This window comes from Limnohabitans sp. (assembly GCF_040401495.1).
GTDB lineage: Bacteria > Pseudomonadota > Gammaproteobacteria > Burkholderiales > Burkholderiaceae_C > Limnohabitans.
Genome location: NZ_JBBAOI010000001.1, coordinates 2,556 through 17,751, shown reverse-complemented (window position 1 = coordinate 17,751; position 15,196 = coordinate 2,556). Strand labels below are relative to the sequence as shown.

Sequence of the window (15,196 nt, the reverse complement as noted above, 5' to 3'; positions counted from 1 at the left end):
CCAAAATCTAATGAATTCAATCAGTCAACGTTTTGGCAAGGGGTATGGTTGACTTTGAATCAATTTTAGCTTGCCAAACTTCAGAGACAATGACCGTATGAATCTTCAGGAATGGCTGTCCCATTGTGAGCGGTTACACCCGCAAAACATCGATATGGGCTTGGACAGAGTGACCGCGGTGGCCAAGACAATGGGCTTGCAATTTGCCTGCCCCGTGATCACCGTGGCGGGCACCAATGGCAAAGGCTCCACCTGCGCCATGCTCGAATCTATTTTGCGCGAAGCGGGCTACCGCACGGGAATGTTCACCTCGCCGCATTTGGTGTTTTTTCAGGAGCGCTGCAAGATCGAGGGGATGGCTGTTTCAGCCTCAGTACTGAGCGAGCATTTCGCCAAAGTAGAGGCTGCACGTGGTGAAATCAGCTTGAGCTATTTTGAGTTCACCGCATTGGCCATCTTCAGTTGTTTGGCCAGCGCCAATTTGGATGTGGTCATTTTGGAGGTTGGCTTGGGTGGCCGCTTGGACGCAGTCAATGTGATTGACACCGATTGCGCCATCATCACCAGCATAGATATAGACCACACCGAATGGTTGGGCAACGATCGTGAAAGCATAGGCCGTGAAAAGGCCGGCATCATGCGCAGCGGCAAGCCTGTCGTTGTCAGCGACCCGCATCCCCCCGCCAGCGTGGCGCAACACGCCGCGACGGTGGGCGCGATGCTTTGGCAATCGGGCAGCGACTTCCATTTTTCGGGTGACCAGCAGCAATGGCGCTGGCAAGGCGCGGGACGTACATGGGCTGGCTTGGCCTATCCGGCTTTAAGAGGCGTGAACCAGCTGATCAATGCCGCCGGTGTGCTGGCAGCCTTACATGCCTTACGAGATCGCTTGCCCGTCACCGCACAAGCGATTCGGCTAGGCTTGTCGCGGGTGGAGTGGGCTGGGCGTTTTCAAATGCTGCCAGGGCAACCTGCGCTGGTGCTCGATGTGGCGCACAACCCCCATTCGGTAGCGGCCTTGGCGCATAACTTGGACGCCATGGGATACTTTGCGGTCACCCGCGCGGTCATGGGAGCCATGGCCGATAAAGACCTTCAAGCCATGGTGCAGCGTTTGCAGCCTTTGGTGGAGCACTGGTATTTTTGTGATCTGCCTTCACCACGTGCGGCCACAGCCAAGCAGCTGCATTTGCTGTGGCAAGCTTGTGCGCCGCGCCAAGGTCAATCGGCCCAAACCTTTGCCGACCCTGTTGCCGCCTTAGGTCAGGTCATGGCCGACGCGAACCCCGCTGATAGAATTCTTGTCTTTGGTTCTTTCCTGACCGTTGGCGGTGTTTTACAGCACGGCATAGCTGGCCGCCTTTCTGCTCTAAGCCCACCACATTGACATGGCATTTTTCAAGTCCCGCTCCTCAGGCAATGCTTCGGCAGATGATAAAAACGCCGACGGCCTCGCTGCTCAAAGTCTCGACACCTTGCGACGCCAAGCGCGTCACCGCTTGATTGGCGCGACCGTCTTGGTGTTGCTTGCCGTCATTGGTTTTCCTTTGGTATTCGATACCAAGCCCAGAGAAGTCGCTGCCGACATCCGCATTGATATGCCTGACAAAGACGCGGTGCGCCCCTCTCAGGCACCGACTCCGCCGCCTTCCGTCGTTGCTACCCCTGCACCTGTTCCTGATGCAGAAGTACCCATTGAACAAAAAGCCGTTGAAGCCGCTCCCAAGTCCGTCGTTCCTCCCTCAGTGATGACTGAAAAAGCTCAACCGGCAGCGGCTAAAGAGGAAGAGGTCGTCTCAAAGACTGACCCAAACAGTGAAAAATCTGGTGAATCTGCGCCCAGATTTATTGTGCAAGTAGGTGCCTTTGCTGAAGAAAGCAAGTCCAAGGAAGTGCGGACCAAACTTGAAAATGCAGGTATCAAAACCTATACCCATATTGCCCAAACCAAAGAGGGCAAACGCATACGTGTTCGTGTAGGCCCTTTTGCCACCAAAGAAGAGGCGCAAAAAACCGTCGACAAAATCAAGTCTTTGAAGCTCAGTGCCTCGGTGCTGACCATCTGAAGCGATGAACAGTCTCGACTTGGTGTTGCTGGCATTGACTGCCTTGTCTGTCGGTTTGGGTTTGTGGCGCGGTGTGATCCGTGAGTCTTTTGCGGTGCTGGCTTGGCTCGCTGGTTTTCCACTTGCCAGTCATTTCGCGCCTGATGTCCGCCGTTGGCTCGATTTAACCGACACATCCCCAGCGCTGGCCTATATGCTTGCTTGGGTTTTGGTTTTTATGGCGGTTTGGTTGGTGTGCCATGTGGCGGCCCTGTTGCTCAGCAGTGCTTTGTCCATGGTGGGATTGGGCATTGTCAACCGTTTATTTGGCTCAGTGTTTGGGCTGACCCGTGCGGTTTTGAGTCTGTTGGTGTTGAGCATAGTTGTTGGGCTAACCCCTGCTGTGCGTTACCCCTTGTGGCAAAACTCTTGGGTGGCGCAACTCGCCCACCAAGGCGTTTTGTTGTTCAAGCCCTTTTTACCTGCTCCTTTGGAAGGTTGGGTGTTCTAATGTGTGGCATTGTGGGTGTGGTCAGTCAAACGGCGGTGAATCAACTCATTTATGACGCCTTGCTTTTGTTGCAGCACCGTGGACAAGATGCTGCTGGCATCGTCACGCAGCTTGAGCAAAAGTTTTTTATGCATAAGGCCAAGGGCATGGTGCGTGACGTTTTTCGCACTCGCAATATGCGAGCACTGCCAGGCAATATCGGTTTAGGACAAGTGCGTTACCCCACGGCAGGTAATGCCTACAGCGAAGAGGAAGCGCAACCTTTTTATGTGAATGCGCCGTTTGGTTTGGTCTTGGTTCACAACGGCAACTTAACCAACGCGCAGGCCTTGAAAGCGGAGTTGTTTTCCACTGATCACCGCCATATCAACACCGAAAGTGACTCCGAGGTCTTGCTCAATGTCTTGGCCCACGAGTTGGAAAAAACCACCCGTGGCGTGGTGTTGACGCCTGCCGATGTATTCGCGGCCGTTCAAGGCGTGCACAAGCGTGTGAAAGGTTCGTATGCGGTGGTGGCACTCATTGCGGGTCACGGTTTGCTGGCGTTTCGTGACCCTTTTGGTATTCGCCCTTTGTGCATTGGCAAAGGGGTTGATGGCACTTGGATGGTGGGCAGCGAGTCGGTCGCTTTGGAGGGTACTGGCAACCACTTTGAGCGAGATGTCGCCCCTGGGGAAGCCGTTTACATTGATTTAAAAGGCCAACTCCACGCGCAGCAGTGTGCCGCTAATCCCCAGTTGATGCCCTGCATTTTTGAGTTTGTTTATTTGGCCCGTCCAGACTCGACCATGGACGGTATGTCGGTCTACCAAGCGCGGCTCAATTTGGGCGAGACATTGGCTAAGCGCGTTGTCTCGACCCTGCCGCCTTCGGAAATTGATGTGGTGATTCCCATTCCTGAGTCGAGTCGACCCAGTGCCACCCAGTTGGCGCATTTGCTGGGTAAGCCTTACCGCGAAGGATTTGTGAAGAACCGCTATGTGGGCCGCACCTTCATCATGCCTGGCCAAGCGGTTCGTAAGCGCTCGGTGCGTCAAAAATTGAACGTCATCGTGAGCGAGTTCAAGGGCCGCAATGTGTTGTTGGTGGATGACTCCATCGTGCGCGGCACCACCAGCAAAGAAATCGTGCAAATGGCCAGAGATGCAGGCGCCAACAAGGTGTATTTGGCCAGTGCAGCCCCACCAGTACGCTTTCCCAATGTGTACGGCATAGATATGCCCACGCCTGAGGAACTGGTGGCGCACGAGCGCAGCGTGGAAGAAATTCGACAGATCATCGGTTGCGATGCCTTGATTTACCAAGAAGTCAATGCCATGCGAGAGGCTATATCTCGCTCTGCCTTGGCGGGTTCTCCCGTGGTCAATGGCTTTGATGCCTCTTGTTTTGATGGCGTTTACATCACGGGTGACATTACTGTGGCGGACATCGCCAGGTTGAACCAACAACGCGTCAATACTGAAGAAGATGCCGAAGACAACTCACGCTTGGCCCTGCCCAATGCCAATCAATAATTACCCATGACCGAACGCGCCTTACCCCCCCATTTGCATCTTGATACCTTGGCGGTGCGAACCGCTGTCAATAAATCGCAGTACGGCGAAAACTCCGAAGCGCTGTACCTGTCTTCTAGCTTTGTACAGCCTGACAGTGAAACCGCTGCGCGTCGTTTCGCTGGCGAGGAGGATGGTTACATCTATTCCCGCTTTACCAACCCGACAGTTGCCAGTATGGAGATGCGCTTGGCCGCGCTCGAGGGCTCTGAAGCTTGTGTGGGCACTGCCAGCGGCATGGCGGCGGTGTTGTTGCTATGCATGGCTTTGCTCAAAAGCGGCGACCATGTGGTGTGCTCGCATTCGGTGTTTGGTTCCACGCACAAGTTACTCAGCACGGAGTTTGCAAAGTTTGGCGTACAAACCACTTTTGTGTCGCAAACCGATTTGTCCGAATGGGCCAAAGCCATTCAACCCAACACCCGTTTACTGTTTGCTGAAACGCCTACCAATCCGCTGACCGAGGTCTGTGACATCGCAGCGTTGGCGCAAATTGCTCGCAAAGCGGGCGCTGTTTTGGCTGTTGACAACTGTTTTTGCACACCCGCTTTGCAAACCCCCATCTCCTTGGGTGCCGATGTGGTGGTGCATTCGGGCACCAAATACCTGGATGGTCAGGGCAGGGTGGTGGCAGGCGCTTTGTGTGCCAGCCAAGAGATGGTCAAAGACAAATTCATCCCCGTGATGCGCAGTGCGGGCATGAGTTTGTCGCCCTTCAATGCATGGGTGGTGTTGAAAGGTTTGGAAACTTTGTCGCTGCGAATGAAGGCGCAGTCCGCGCAAGCGCTTTCACTTGCCCAGTGGCTAGAAAACCATCCCAAAGTCGCCAAGGTGTATTTCCCAGGTTTGCCCAGCCACCCTCAACATGCGCTTGCCATGGCGCAGCAGTCTGGCGTGGGCGGGCCGGTACTGTCTTTCGATGTTGTCGGCGCCTCTGTGGCGCATTGCCGCGCCAATGCGTATAAAGTCATTGACAGCACGCAACTGATGTCCATCACCGCCAATTTGGGCGATGTGAAAACCATCATCACCCACCCAGGCAGCACCTCGCATGGCCGTTTAAGCGAAGCCAATCGACAACTGGCGGGTATTCAGCAAAGTTTGGTTCGCATTGCCGTTGGTTTAGAGCATCTTGACGACCTTAAAGCTGATTTATCCCGCGGCTTAGACCTTATTTCAGCCACCGCATGAGCACCCGTACCCGCTTTGCGCCGTCACCGACGGGCTTTATTCATCTGGGCAATATCCGTTCTGCCTTGTACCCTTGGGCATTCGCCAGAGCAACAGGCGGCAAGTTCATCTTGCGTATTGAGGACACCGATGTGGAACGATCCTCGCAAGAAGCGGTGGACGTGATTTTGCAGGGCATGTCTTGGTTAGGTTTAGATCATGACGAAGGCCCTTTCTACCAAATGCAGCGCATGGACCGCTACAAAGAGGTGTTAGCGCAACTGGTAGCGGCGGGTCATGTCTACCCTTGTTACATGAGCGTGGCTGAGTTGGACGCACTGCGTGAGCGGCAAATGGCCGCCAAAGAAAAGCCACGCTACGACGGCACATGGCGACCCGAAGCGGGCAAGGTCTTGCCCGTCATACCCGAGGGTGTTCAGCCTGTGTTGCGCTTCAAAACCCCTTTGCAAGGCGTGGTGTCGTGGGAAGACAAGGTCAAAGGTTTGATTGAGATTCGCAACACCGAACTCGACGACTTGGTCATTGCGCGGCCAGATGGCACACCTACCTACAACTTCTGCGTGGTGGTCGACGATATTGACATGGCCATCACACACGTCATTCGTGGTGACGATCATGTCAACAACACGCCGCGTCAAATTCATATCTTTCGCGCCTTAGGACATGAACCACCGGTGTACGCCCACTTGCCCACGGTGCTCAACGAGCAAGGCGACAAGCTGAGTAAGCGCACAGGTGCCAAGCCAGTCACCCAGTTTCGTGACGAAGGTTTCTTACCCGAGGCCATGGTGAATTACTTGGCACGTTTAGGCTGGAGCCATGGTGACGATGAAATATTCAGCAAGGCGCAGTTCGTTGAATGGTTCAACCTTGACCACTTAGGCAAAAGTGCCGCGCAGTTTGACGAGGCCAAACTGCGTTGGGTGAATGCGCAACACCTGAAGGCCATGGCTGATGATGCCTTGGCAGCTTTGGTGCAAGTGCAGTTGGCGCTCAAAGGTATTCATGCGGATGAGCGTCTACCTTCTATTTGCGGCTTGTTTAAAGACCGCTGCGACACCACGGTGGCTTTGGCTAACTGGGCCACTGCTTTTTATGCAGACATACATCCCAGTGCTGAAGACCTTGCCAAGCACGTCACCGATGAAGTCAAGCCTGCGCTGCAATTGTTGTCTGACAAATTGTCTGCGTTGCCCGAATGGAGTGTTTCAGTTATCAGTGTGGCCATTAAAGAAGTGTTGAGCGAAAAGGGTTTGAAGATGCCGCAACTGGCCATGCCGGTTCGGGTGTTGGTGATGGGCACGCTGCAAACCCCCTCGGTCGACGCGGTGCTGCACCTGTGCGGCTTGGAAAAAGTTTTGCTGCGCCTCAAGGCCTTCTAAAAAAGTTGGTTATACTATTTGGCTCGACACCCAATGGGGGTATAGCTCAGCTGGGAGAGCGCTTGCATGGCATGCAAGAGGTCAGCGGTTCGATCCCGCTTACCTCCACCAAACAAGGCGTCGAGTTGGTTAGTCCACAAGGTTTTGACCCTATCGTCTAGAGGCCTAGGACATCACCCTTTCACGGTGAGTACCGGGGTTCGAATCCCCGTAGGGTCGCCAAGTTTGTAGCACTTGGTTTTAGCTCACGCTGAAACAAAGCTATCTACCAGGAGTGGTAGTTCAGTTGGTTAGAATACCGGCCTGTCACGCCGGGGGTCGCGGGTTCGAGTCCCGTCCACTCCGCCAAAAATAAATGCCGCTGCGATGAGATTTGCAGCGGCATTTTTCATGGCTTGTCGCTTATGCATTTTTCTTTGTCAGATACCGCACGACATGTTGAATGTTTGTGTATAAAAAATTTATCAATTTTTGTAATTATAAGTATAGAATGAAAAATAGAAAATTTTTAGCTTTTCTTAAAAGAGCATTCGGGTGATTGTTCTGCGGTAGCCGTCCACTTAGCTGCCGCTTACTACAGAAAACGTATAGAAGACCAATCCATATCCAAGTAGTCCATTCTTCATATGAATAAACAAAAAGTTGCTTTAATAACTGGAATTACTGGGCAAGACGGCTCTTACCTGGCGGAATTTTTGCTTCATAAAAATTATATCGTTCACGGAATCAAGCGGCGTGCATCTCATATTAATACATCCCGTATAGATCATCTTTACCAAGATTCTCATGACAGTAATCTAAGGCTGATCCTACATTACGGTGACTTAACTGACACGAGTAACTTGGTACGGATTATTCAGGAGTGTCAACCTGACGAGATCTACAACTTGGGGGCGCAGTCCCATGTGGCGGTATCCTTTGAGTCGCCAGAGTACACGGCCGATGTAGATGCAATTGGACCACTTCGAATACTTGAGGCTATTCGCATTCTTGGGCTAGAAAAAAAGACTCGCTTTTATCAAGCTTCCACGTCAGAGCTTTATGGCTTGGTGCAAGAGATCCCTCAGAAAGAGACCACCCCCTTCTACCCACGCAGTCCATACGCTGTAGCAAAGTTATATGCCTATTGGATTACTGTGAACTACCGAGAAGCTTACGGAATATACGCTTGTAACGGAATTTTATTTAATCATGAATCAAAGCGTCGTGGAGAAACTTTTGTGACGCGTAAGATTACGCGTGGGCTTGCAAATATTGCGCAGGGCCTTGAGAAGTGCCTCTACATGGGCAACATAGACGCCTTGCGTGATTGGGGCCACGCCAAAGACTATGTTCGAATGCAGTGGCTAATGCTTCAGCAGGAAAAACCATAAGATTTCGTGATTGCAACAGGTGTGCAGTTCACTGTTCGTGATTTCTTAATTCGTAGCGCTAAGCAGCTTGGAATTACTCTTCGCTTCGAGGGTGCTGCTGAAAATGAAAAGGCAATAGTTGCTGGTATTGAAGGAACTAAAGCACCCGCCCTTAAAGCTGGTGATGTAATTATCCAAATTGATCCCCGCTACTACCGACCTACTGAAGTTGAAACCCTCCTAGGTGATGCTACGCAAGCTAAAGAAAAATTAGGATGGGTTCCTGAAATTACTCTAGATCAAATGATTGTAGAAATGGTGGATCATGATTTAGATCAAGCTAAGCAATATGCACTGCTGGCCAATAAAGGCTATAGCGTTACTATAAAAAAGAATATTGATTTTTAATACTTTAGATTTTACCTAATACACAAATTTTTTTTATAAATGAATTCATTTAAAGACAAAAAAGTATGGATAACTGGCCACAATGGCATGGTGGGTTCGGCCCTCTTGCGTAGCCTAGCCAACGAAGAGTGTGATGTATTGGTTACCTCTCGAGCCGAGTTAGATTTATCCGATGGCGCCAAAGTGCGCTCATGGCTTGCACAAAATAAACCCGATTTTGTTTTTCATACTGCTGCTAAAGTTGGTGGTATCAGTGCTAATCAAATGCAACCAGGCGACTTTATTCGCGAGAATTTACAAACCCAATTAAACGTTATTGATGGCGCGCGTGAAGTAGGCGTTAAAAAATTAATATTTGTTGCGACCAATTGCACTTATCCAAGTAATTTGCCCGATGCAATCCCTGAAGAGGCTTTGCTTTCAGGAGCGCCGGATGCTGCTGTGCGGGCCTATGCGATTGGAAAAATTGCAGGGATTGAAATGTGTCGTGCTTATGCAAAGCAATATGGGTGTAATTTTATTTCAATAATTCCTCCCAATTTATATGGGCCTGGGGATAACTATCACCCCACGAAAAGCCATGTGGTAGCGGGGATCTTGCGCCGGGCACATGAGGCAAAAGAGAGTGGGGCTAGTGAATTTGTAGTGTGGGGTGATGGAACTGCGCGTAGAGAATTACTCTGGGTGGGTGACCTAGCAGATGCTATGAAATTTTTGATGATCACCAATACACAGCATGATTTGTACAATATTGGCGCAGGTAAGGATTTAAGTATTGCCCAGTTAGCTCAATTAATTATCGAAGCTGTAGGATTTGATGGGAAGATAGTTTTTGATAAGTCTAAGCCTAACGGAGCCATGAGAAAGTTGCTGGACAGTAGTCGTATTACATCTTTGGGTTGGTCTCCAAGGGTCCCTGAGCAGATGGGCTTAGCAAAAGCGTATGAAGACCTTAAGCTCATTATTGATAGCAACCAGTCAGTTAGTTCACGCTATTAACGCGAGTTATTATTTTATATAGTCTAGAGAGCAATGATGCAGTTAAAGTCAAAGTCGGCGGAGAATGCTAATTTTCAGACTCAGGCCGGTTTATTCGGAAAGTTTGCAATCGTAAAACTATGGCCTGATTTGAAGACGGCTGAAGATGAGTGTATTGCGCGCATAAAATTAGCTGCTGCAGATATTGGCGTTGAATGTGTGGAGATTAATTCCGATGGATTTTTTTTGGAAGAGCCAAACAAAAGAGTTAATCAAGGTAATATTGATTTTGTGATTCACTTGCATTATGACACTCCAAAAAGTTATGATGCATTTTCATTTGCCGCCCTTTGGAATCCAGTTCGTTTTTATCATGAATGGGGATTTTCTAGAACATCCCGAAACCTAACTACTCATGATGACTTTATTAGCTGTAGCTCAGAAGTAGCTGATAATCACGTTCGATCTATGGTTGAAGTGGATGATCAGACGTTGCTTTCCCCTGAATTTAAGCTATACCATTCAACGCCAGGAATAATGTTTATGCCTTCTTTAGGCGATAAAAAATTATTTTATGTGGGCATTAATTGGGAAAAAATTACCGGGGGAAAAGCCCGTCATCAAGAGGTCCTTGAGCGTCTTGATAGGACTGGTTTACTAAGAATTTATGGCCCAACTATTTTTCAAGGCGTTAAGGTATGGGCCGGATATAAAAGTTATGTAAAAGAAATTCCATTTGATGGGGTTTCAATGTTGACCGAAATCTCTAAAGCAGGTATATCCTTTGTTTTATCTTCGCCGGCTCATAAAGAATCGGGTTTGATGTCCAGTAGATTGTTCGAGAGCATAGCTGCTGGCGCACTAATCATTTGTGATGAAAACCCATTTGCAAAGACGAATTTTGGCGACACCTTGCTCTATATTGACAGCAGAGATCCAGTAGAAAAGATTTATGAAGATATTGTGGGTCATATTCAGTGGGCAAAAAGCAACCCTCAAAAGGCATTAACTAAAATTACTGCCGCTCAAGAGATTTTTAAAGGCCAATTTAATTTACGCACTAATTTAGCAGATATTTATAGTGACCTCATTGATCGTAAGATACGCTTAAAGCAACAGATTAATCCCTCTGATCGGCCGCAGAGCAAGGTGGCTGCGTATTTTCTCATGCCGATATTTTCGATAGACACTTTGGAAAAGAATCTAGCAAGTATCACTACTCAAGACTATGAATATTTTTATCCAGCATTAGTAATTGATTCGACGCTAAATGATGAGCAGTTTCTGAAAATTAAAACGACTATAGAAAACATCGGATTCAAAGTAAAACTTATCAAGTTAGATTTTTTTAATTGCAGAAATAGTTCAGGTAATCATAAGCGTATGCTTGGAGATATTATTTCGGAGCTGATTTCGTTATCCAACAATGCAGATGCATTCATGGTTATTGCCCCTAATGAGAGTCTTTACTCTAATCATGTGAGGGTCTTGGCGGGCGCCTTAAATAGAAATCTTGATGCCTCTTGCGCAGCTACCGCAGCCATAATACGTAATGATGAAATCGTTCATGCCGTAAATGAGCTTTTAGATTTTGGACACGTTGATCGCTTGGCTCCACCAGGATATGGCCGTTTTATTTTTAGAATTAATAAAATTCCGGATGATGCAATTGTGGCGCTCAAGACCTTGGATGGTCGGCCGATAGCAGCATTAATTGGGAAAAATCAATTACTTCAGCAATTTCAGGCTACCATTGAAATTGAAATCAAAAATGAATTCCCGGAACGTACCTGGGATGAGGCAGCCGAGAATCTAATTATTAAATCCTACTGCCCAGAAGTAATGCAAATTTTCTTTGGCATCAACCCACGGCCAATAGATGGTGCTTATCTGCCGCCTAAATTATCGTTAAGGCAATTTTGGCTAAAATTTGTTAATGTATTTTGGTTAAAAGGGCAAATAAAGGCCTTGAAGAGAGAGGGCTTTGTTAAGCGCCTCGGGGTACTTAAAAGAAAGTTAAGCCGCACATGATTCAGCTTAAATCTTAATTTGCCAGATGAAAAGCTACCCAATTAGCCCTCTTTCGATGATCAGGAGTATTTGGATTCATCGCTATTTAATTTGGAATCTTACTTGTAGAGATGTCTTGGGGCGTTACAAGGGTTCGCTATTGGGTGTGTTGTGGTCTTTCGTTACCCCTGTGCTGATGTTGGTAATCTATACATTCGTCTTTCGAACGGCATTTAATGCCAAGTGGGGCGATCAATATGCAGATTCAGTAGGAAATTTTGCACTAATTCTCTTTATGGGTTTAATTATATTTTCATTATTTTCTGAGTCAGTTACAAAGGCTCCTTCTTTAATAATCAATAATGTGAATTTTGTTAAAAAGATTGTTTTTCCTTTGGAAGTTTTGCCAGTAGTCACCTTAGGAGCATCAATATTTCATGCATTCACAAGTATTTTGGTTTGGTTTTTTGGTTATGTCCTTATGCATGGAGCGCCGCCACTTGCCGCATTGTTATTGCCGTTCATTATTTTACCCTTGCTGTTCTTTACCTTGGGCGTGAGTTGGCTCTTGGCATCGCTCGGGGTATATCTGCGGGATATCTCGCAAGTAATAGGCATAGGTTGTCAAGCCTTAATGTTCATGAGCCCTATTTTTTATCCAGTAAGTGCATTGCCTGAAAAATATCAATGGATAATTATGCTTAATCCATTGACGATAGTTATTGAACAGGGGAGAAATTGCCTGTTACTAGGCGTCTTTCCTGAATGGCGCACTTTGTTAAGTGCTTACGTATTAGCTTTTCTGGCTGCATGGTTTGGATATGCTTGGTTTCAAAAAACACGTAAGGGTTTTGCCGATGTCATCTGACGTTATTATTAAGGTTGAAAATATTGGTAAGTGTTACCAAATTTATGAGAAGCCGTCAGATAGATTAAAACAATTTATATTTCCAAGAATTCAATGGCTTCTTGGTATTAAGCCCAATGTATATTTTAAGGAATTTTGGGCGCTAAAAAAAGTTACGCTTGACATCAAGCGCGGGGAAGTGTTGGGAGTTGTGGGTAGGAATGGCTCTGGTAAGTCTACGTTATTACAGGTTATATGCGGAATACTTGAGCCATCTAGTGGATATCTTCATATAACTGGAAGAGTTGCTGCACTTTTGGAGCTAGGCGCAGGCTTTAATTCTGAATTTACTGGCAGAGAAAATATTTATCTGTCGGCAGGATTGCTAGGACTAAGTCGCAAGGAAATAGATGAAGCATTAGAAGACATTATTAAATTTGCAGACATCGGACAATTTATTGATCAACCTGTCAAGACATTTTCTTCTGGGATGTATGTGCGGTTGGCATTTGCAGTTGCCATCAATGTCGATCCAGAGATTTTGGTAATAGATGAGGCCCTATCAGTTGGCGATGAGTTATTTCAACGTAAATGCTTTTCACGTATTGAAACTATTCGCTCAAGAGGTGCAACAATTCTCTTCGTATCTCACTCTAGCAGGGCAGTTATTGAATTATGTGATAGAGCGGTTCTCATTGATGCCGGCGAAATTCTTGCGGTTGGAATTCCTAAAGATATCATAGGCTGCTATCAAAAGTTACTTTATGCACCTATAGTCGATAGTCAACGTATACGTAGTCAAATTTCTCAATTTATAGAAAGTTTAAGGTTTGAGGCTAAACTTATTGAGACATCTAAAATGCAGTCGCATGGTCTCAGGGATGAATATTTCGACCCAAATTTGATCCCCAGCAGCACAATTTCCTATGAATCGCTTGGAGCAAATATAGATTCTCCTAAGGTCACCACAGTTGACGGAACGCGGATTAATGTCCTGACCAAAAATAATACCTATAAATATTCCTATAGAGTGAATTTTAACCAAGCAGCTCATAATGTGCGTTTTGGTATGGTTATTAAAAGTCATACAGGTATAGAGATAGGCGGCTCTGTAACATCAATTGATGGTACAAATTCAATATCATTTGTTCCACCAAATACACAAGTTGAAATTTTTTTTACATTTAAATGCATAGTTAATCCCGGTGTATATTTCTTAAATGCTGGCGTATTTGGAGATATTGGTGCCGGCGAAATATATCTGCATCGCATACTTGATGCATGTACTTTTAGGGTAGCTGATATACAAGATTGCTCCTCTTGCATGGTTGATTTTGGCTTTATTAGTGACGTACAAGAACTTAATGGGGCCATTAGATGAACCATATTATGTCTTTTAACTGTTTATGCTGAATACACATTCAATAAATCTATTTATTGCTTTATATAGAGCAGTCTCACTAGTAATAATCTGTTTAGAATTCAAATATGCGTGACTCAAATATCGTATTTTTGTTATCAATGCCGCGCTCTGGCTCATCTTTATTGGGAATGATGCTGGGGAGCAATCCAAACGTACTTTGCCCCCCAGAATCTTGGATTCAGCTTGCAATGAGAGAACTATCAATCTCTAGTGAAGATAGGCTTCCAATTGATGATAATGCGTTAATTATTGCTGTTGGAGAGTTTATAAAGTCTTTATCTTCCAAACAGGCAGATGCATCCATTCTAAATAAAGAGCTGCAGATTCTGTTTTCTAAAAAGGTGAAAGAAACATCTCGGTTTGCTCGAGTGCTATATAGGCTTGCACTTTCTGCCTCAGGAAAGAAATTTTTTGTTGATAAAACTCCCCGCTACTATCATATTTTAGATTTTATTGATCGTCTTTACCCTTCGGCAAAAAAAATTGTACTTTTGCGAAATCCACTGGATATTGCCCTTTCATACAAAAATTCATGGAAAGTGTCTATTGACGAACTAATTGGTCAAGTGCCCACAGCAAATTCAGTTGATTTTGCTAAAGGGTTATTTACCCTGGCGGATTACAGTGCAAAGAAGGAATCAAATATTCATGTTATTAATTATGAAGATTTAGTAAGCGAGCCAAAGAAGGTGCTTCAGCATATTTGTGATTTCATTGGGACTAAATTCTCACCTAAAATGTTAGCCTATCAAGATAATGCCTCATTAATAGAGACATATCGAAGATCATCTTTGGGTGATCGTAATGTTTTGAATGACGAGAAAAAGCCTAATATAAACAATTTATCAGTTGGGAAATGGAGACAGGAGCTAACTAAAGAAGAAATCACCAGCTTAGTTAACTTTCTTGGAGAAGATATTTTTTTAAAGCTGGGTTATAAAAAAATCATAGAAGAACTAAAAGCAGATGGTTTCAAATTTCCAGAAGTAGATAACAGCACATCTCTACGGGAATCCTTTTTGATCCGAATGCAAGAGAGTTTTAGTAGTAAAAATTTGTTACTTATGGGCGCTGAAATCATTGCCTCATCTGGGATTAATTCAAGAGAGTCTGGGAGATTGTTAGAGTTATTGTCAAATAAGATTGGTGCAAAAATTGAGACTTCCTTTACTGAAAACATGGGAGCCTTGACACTGGATCTGGTGTGTAGATATCGGCAATTGCAAGCCAGGGTGGGAGATTTAACCACGTTGAATTCAGTTAGCCAGCTGGGGCATACTCAATTAGAGCTCAATACCCGTACCCAAGAATTAGTCCAGAACCGTCAAGAATTAGCTACCCGCTCCAAGCTCTTAGAGCAAACGACTACAGAACTGGATTTAGCTAATGCAGAGCTTGATACCCGTACTCAAGAATTAGTCCAGAATCGTCAAGAGTTAGTTACCCGCTCCAAGCTCTTAGAGCAAACGACTACAGAACTGGATTTAGCTAATGCA

At 46.3% G+C, this 15,196-nt stretch carries 11 protein-coding genes, 3 tRNA genes and 1 pseudogene; all 15 read left to right on the top strand.

All coding sequences use genetic code 11. The annotated features are described in order from the left end of the window. Positions 1–97: 97 nt before the first annotated feature. Positions 98–1,387 (top strand): bifunctional tetrahydrofolate synthase/dihydrofolate synthase, encoded by a 1,290-nt coding sequence (folC, locus tag AC9UEO_RS00090; protein ID WP_509528345.1) that lies wholly within the window; start codon positions 98–100, stop codon positions 1,385–1,387. A 1-nt stretch (position 1,388) separates the two neighbouring features. Beyond that, positions 1,389–2,066, top strand: a complete 678-nt coding sequence (locus AC9UEO_RS00085) for an SPOR domain-containing protein (RefSeq protein WP_509528343.1) — start codon at positions 1,389–1,391, stop codon at positions 2,064–2,066. 4 nt (positions 2,067–2,070) lie between these two features. Beyond that, positions 2,071–2,556: a CvpA family protein gene (locus tag AC9UEO_RS00080; RefSeq protein WP_509528341.1), complete on the top strand. Its 486-nt coding sequence runs from the start codon at positions 2,071–2,073 to the stop codon at positions 2,554–2,556. Next, the gene (gene purF, locus AC9UEO_RS00075; protein WP_509528339.1) at positions 2,556–4,070 is read left to right on the top strand and encodes an amidophosphoribosyltransferase; all 1,515 of its coding nucleotides are present in this window, start codon (positions 2,556–2,558) and stop codon (positions 4,068–4,070) included. Before AC9UEO_RS00080 ends, purF begins: the two co-directional genes overlap by 1 nt. Before the next feature lie 6 nt (positions 4,071–4,076). After that, complete coding sequence (locus tag AC9UEO_RS00070) at positions 4,077–5,300, top strand: O-succinylhomoserine sulfhydrylase (RefSeq protein WP_509528336.1); 1,224 nt, start codon at positions 4,077–4,079, stop codon at positions 5,298–5,300. Beyond that, positions 5,297–6,682: a glutamate--tRNA ligase gene (gltX, locus tag AC9UEO_RS00065; protein ID WP_509528334.1), complete on the top strand. Its 1,386-nt coding sequence runs from the start codon at positions 5,297–5,299 to the stop codon at positions 6,680–6,682. Before AC9UEO_RS00070 ends, gltX begins: the two co-directional genes overlap by 4 nt. Before the next feature lie 35 nt (positions 6,683–6,717). Next, a tRNA-Ala gene (locus tag AC9UEO_RS00060) sits at positions 6,718–6,793 on the top strand. Positions 6,794–6,828: 35 nt separating this feature from the next. After that, positions 6,829–6,904 (top strand) — tRNA-Glu (locus AC9UEO_RS00055). A gap of 49 nt (positions 6,905–6,953) precedes the next feature. Beyond that, positions 6,954–7,030 (top strand) — tRNA-Asp (locus AC9UEO_RS00050). A 278-nt stretch (positions 7,031–7,308) separates the two neighbouring features. Next, positions 7,309–8,442: pseudogene (gene gmd, locus AC9UEO_RS00045) on the top strand (GDP-mannose 4,6-dehydratase). A 39-nt stretch (positions 8,443–8,481) separates the two neighbouring features. After that, a complete protein-coding gene (locus AC9UEO_RS00040; RefSeq protein ID WP_509528332.1) occupies positions 8,482–9,441 on the top strand; it encodes a GDP-L-fucose synthase family protein in 960 nt (319 codons plus the stop codon). Between the two features lie 36 nt (positions 9,442–9,477). Then, the gene (locus AC9UEO_RS00035; RefSeq protein WP_509528329.1) at positions 9,478–11,451 is read left to right on the top strand and encodes a glycosyltransferase family protein; all 1,974 of its coding nucleotides are present in this window, start codon (positions 9,478–9,480) and stop codon (positions 11,449–11,451) included. 25 nt (positions 11,452–11,476) lie between these two features. Next, positions 11,477–12,298: an ABC transporter permease gene (locus tag AC9UEO_RS00030; protein WP_509528326.1), complete on the top strand. Its 822-nt coding sequence runs from the start codon at positions 11,477–11,479 to the stop codon at positions 12,296–12,298. Next, complete coding sequence (locus AC9UEO_RS00025; protein ID WP_509528324.1) at positions 12,288–13,658, top strand: ABC transporter ATP-binding protein; 1,371 nt, start codon at positions 12,288–12,290, stop codon at positions 13,656–13,658. The genes AC9UEO_RS00030 and AC9UEO_RS00025 overlap by 11 nt, the downstream gene beginning before the upstream one ends. A gap of 107 nt (positions 13,659–13,765) precedes the next feature. Continuing rightward, a partial coding sequence (locus AC9UEO_RS00020) for a sulfotransferase (protein ID WP_509528322.1) occupies positions 13,766–15,196 on the top strand: 1,431 nt, incomplete at its 3' end.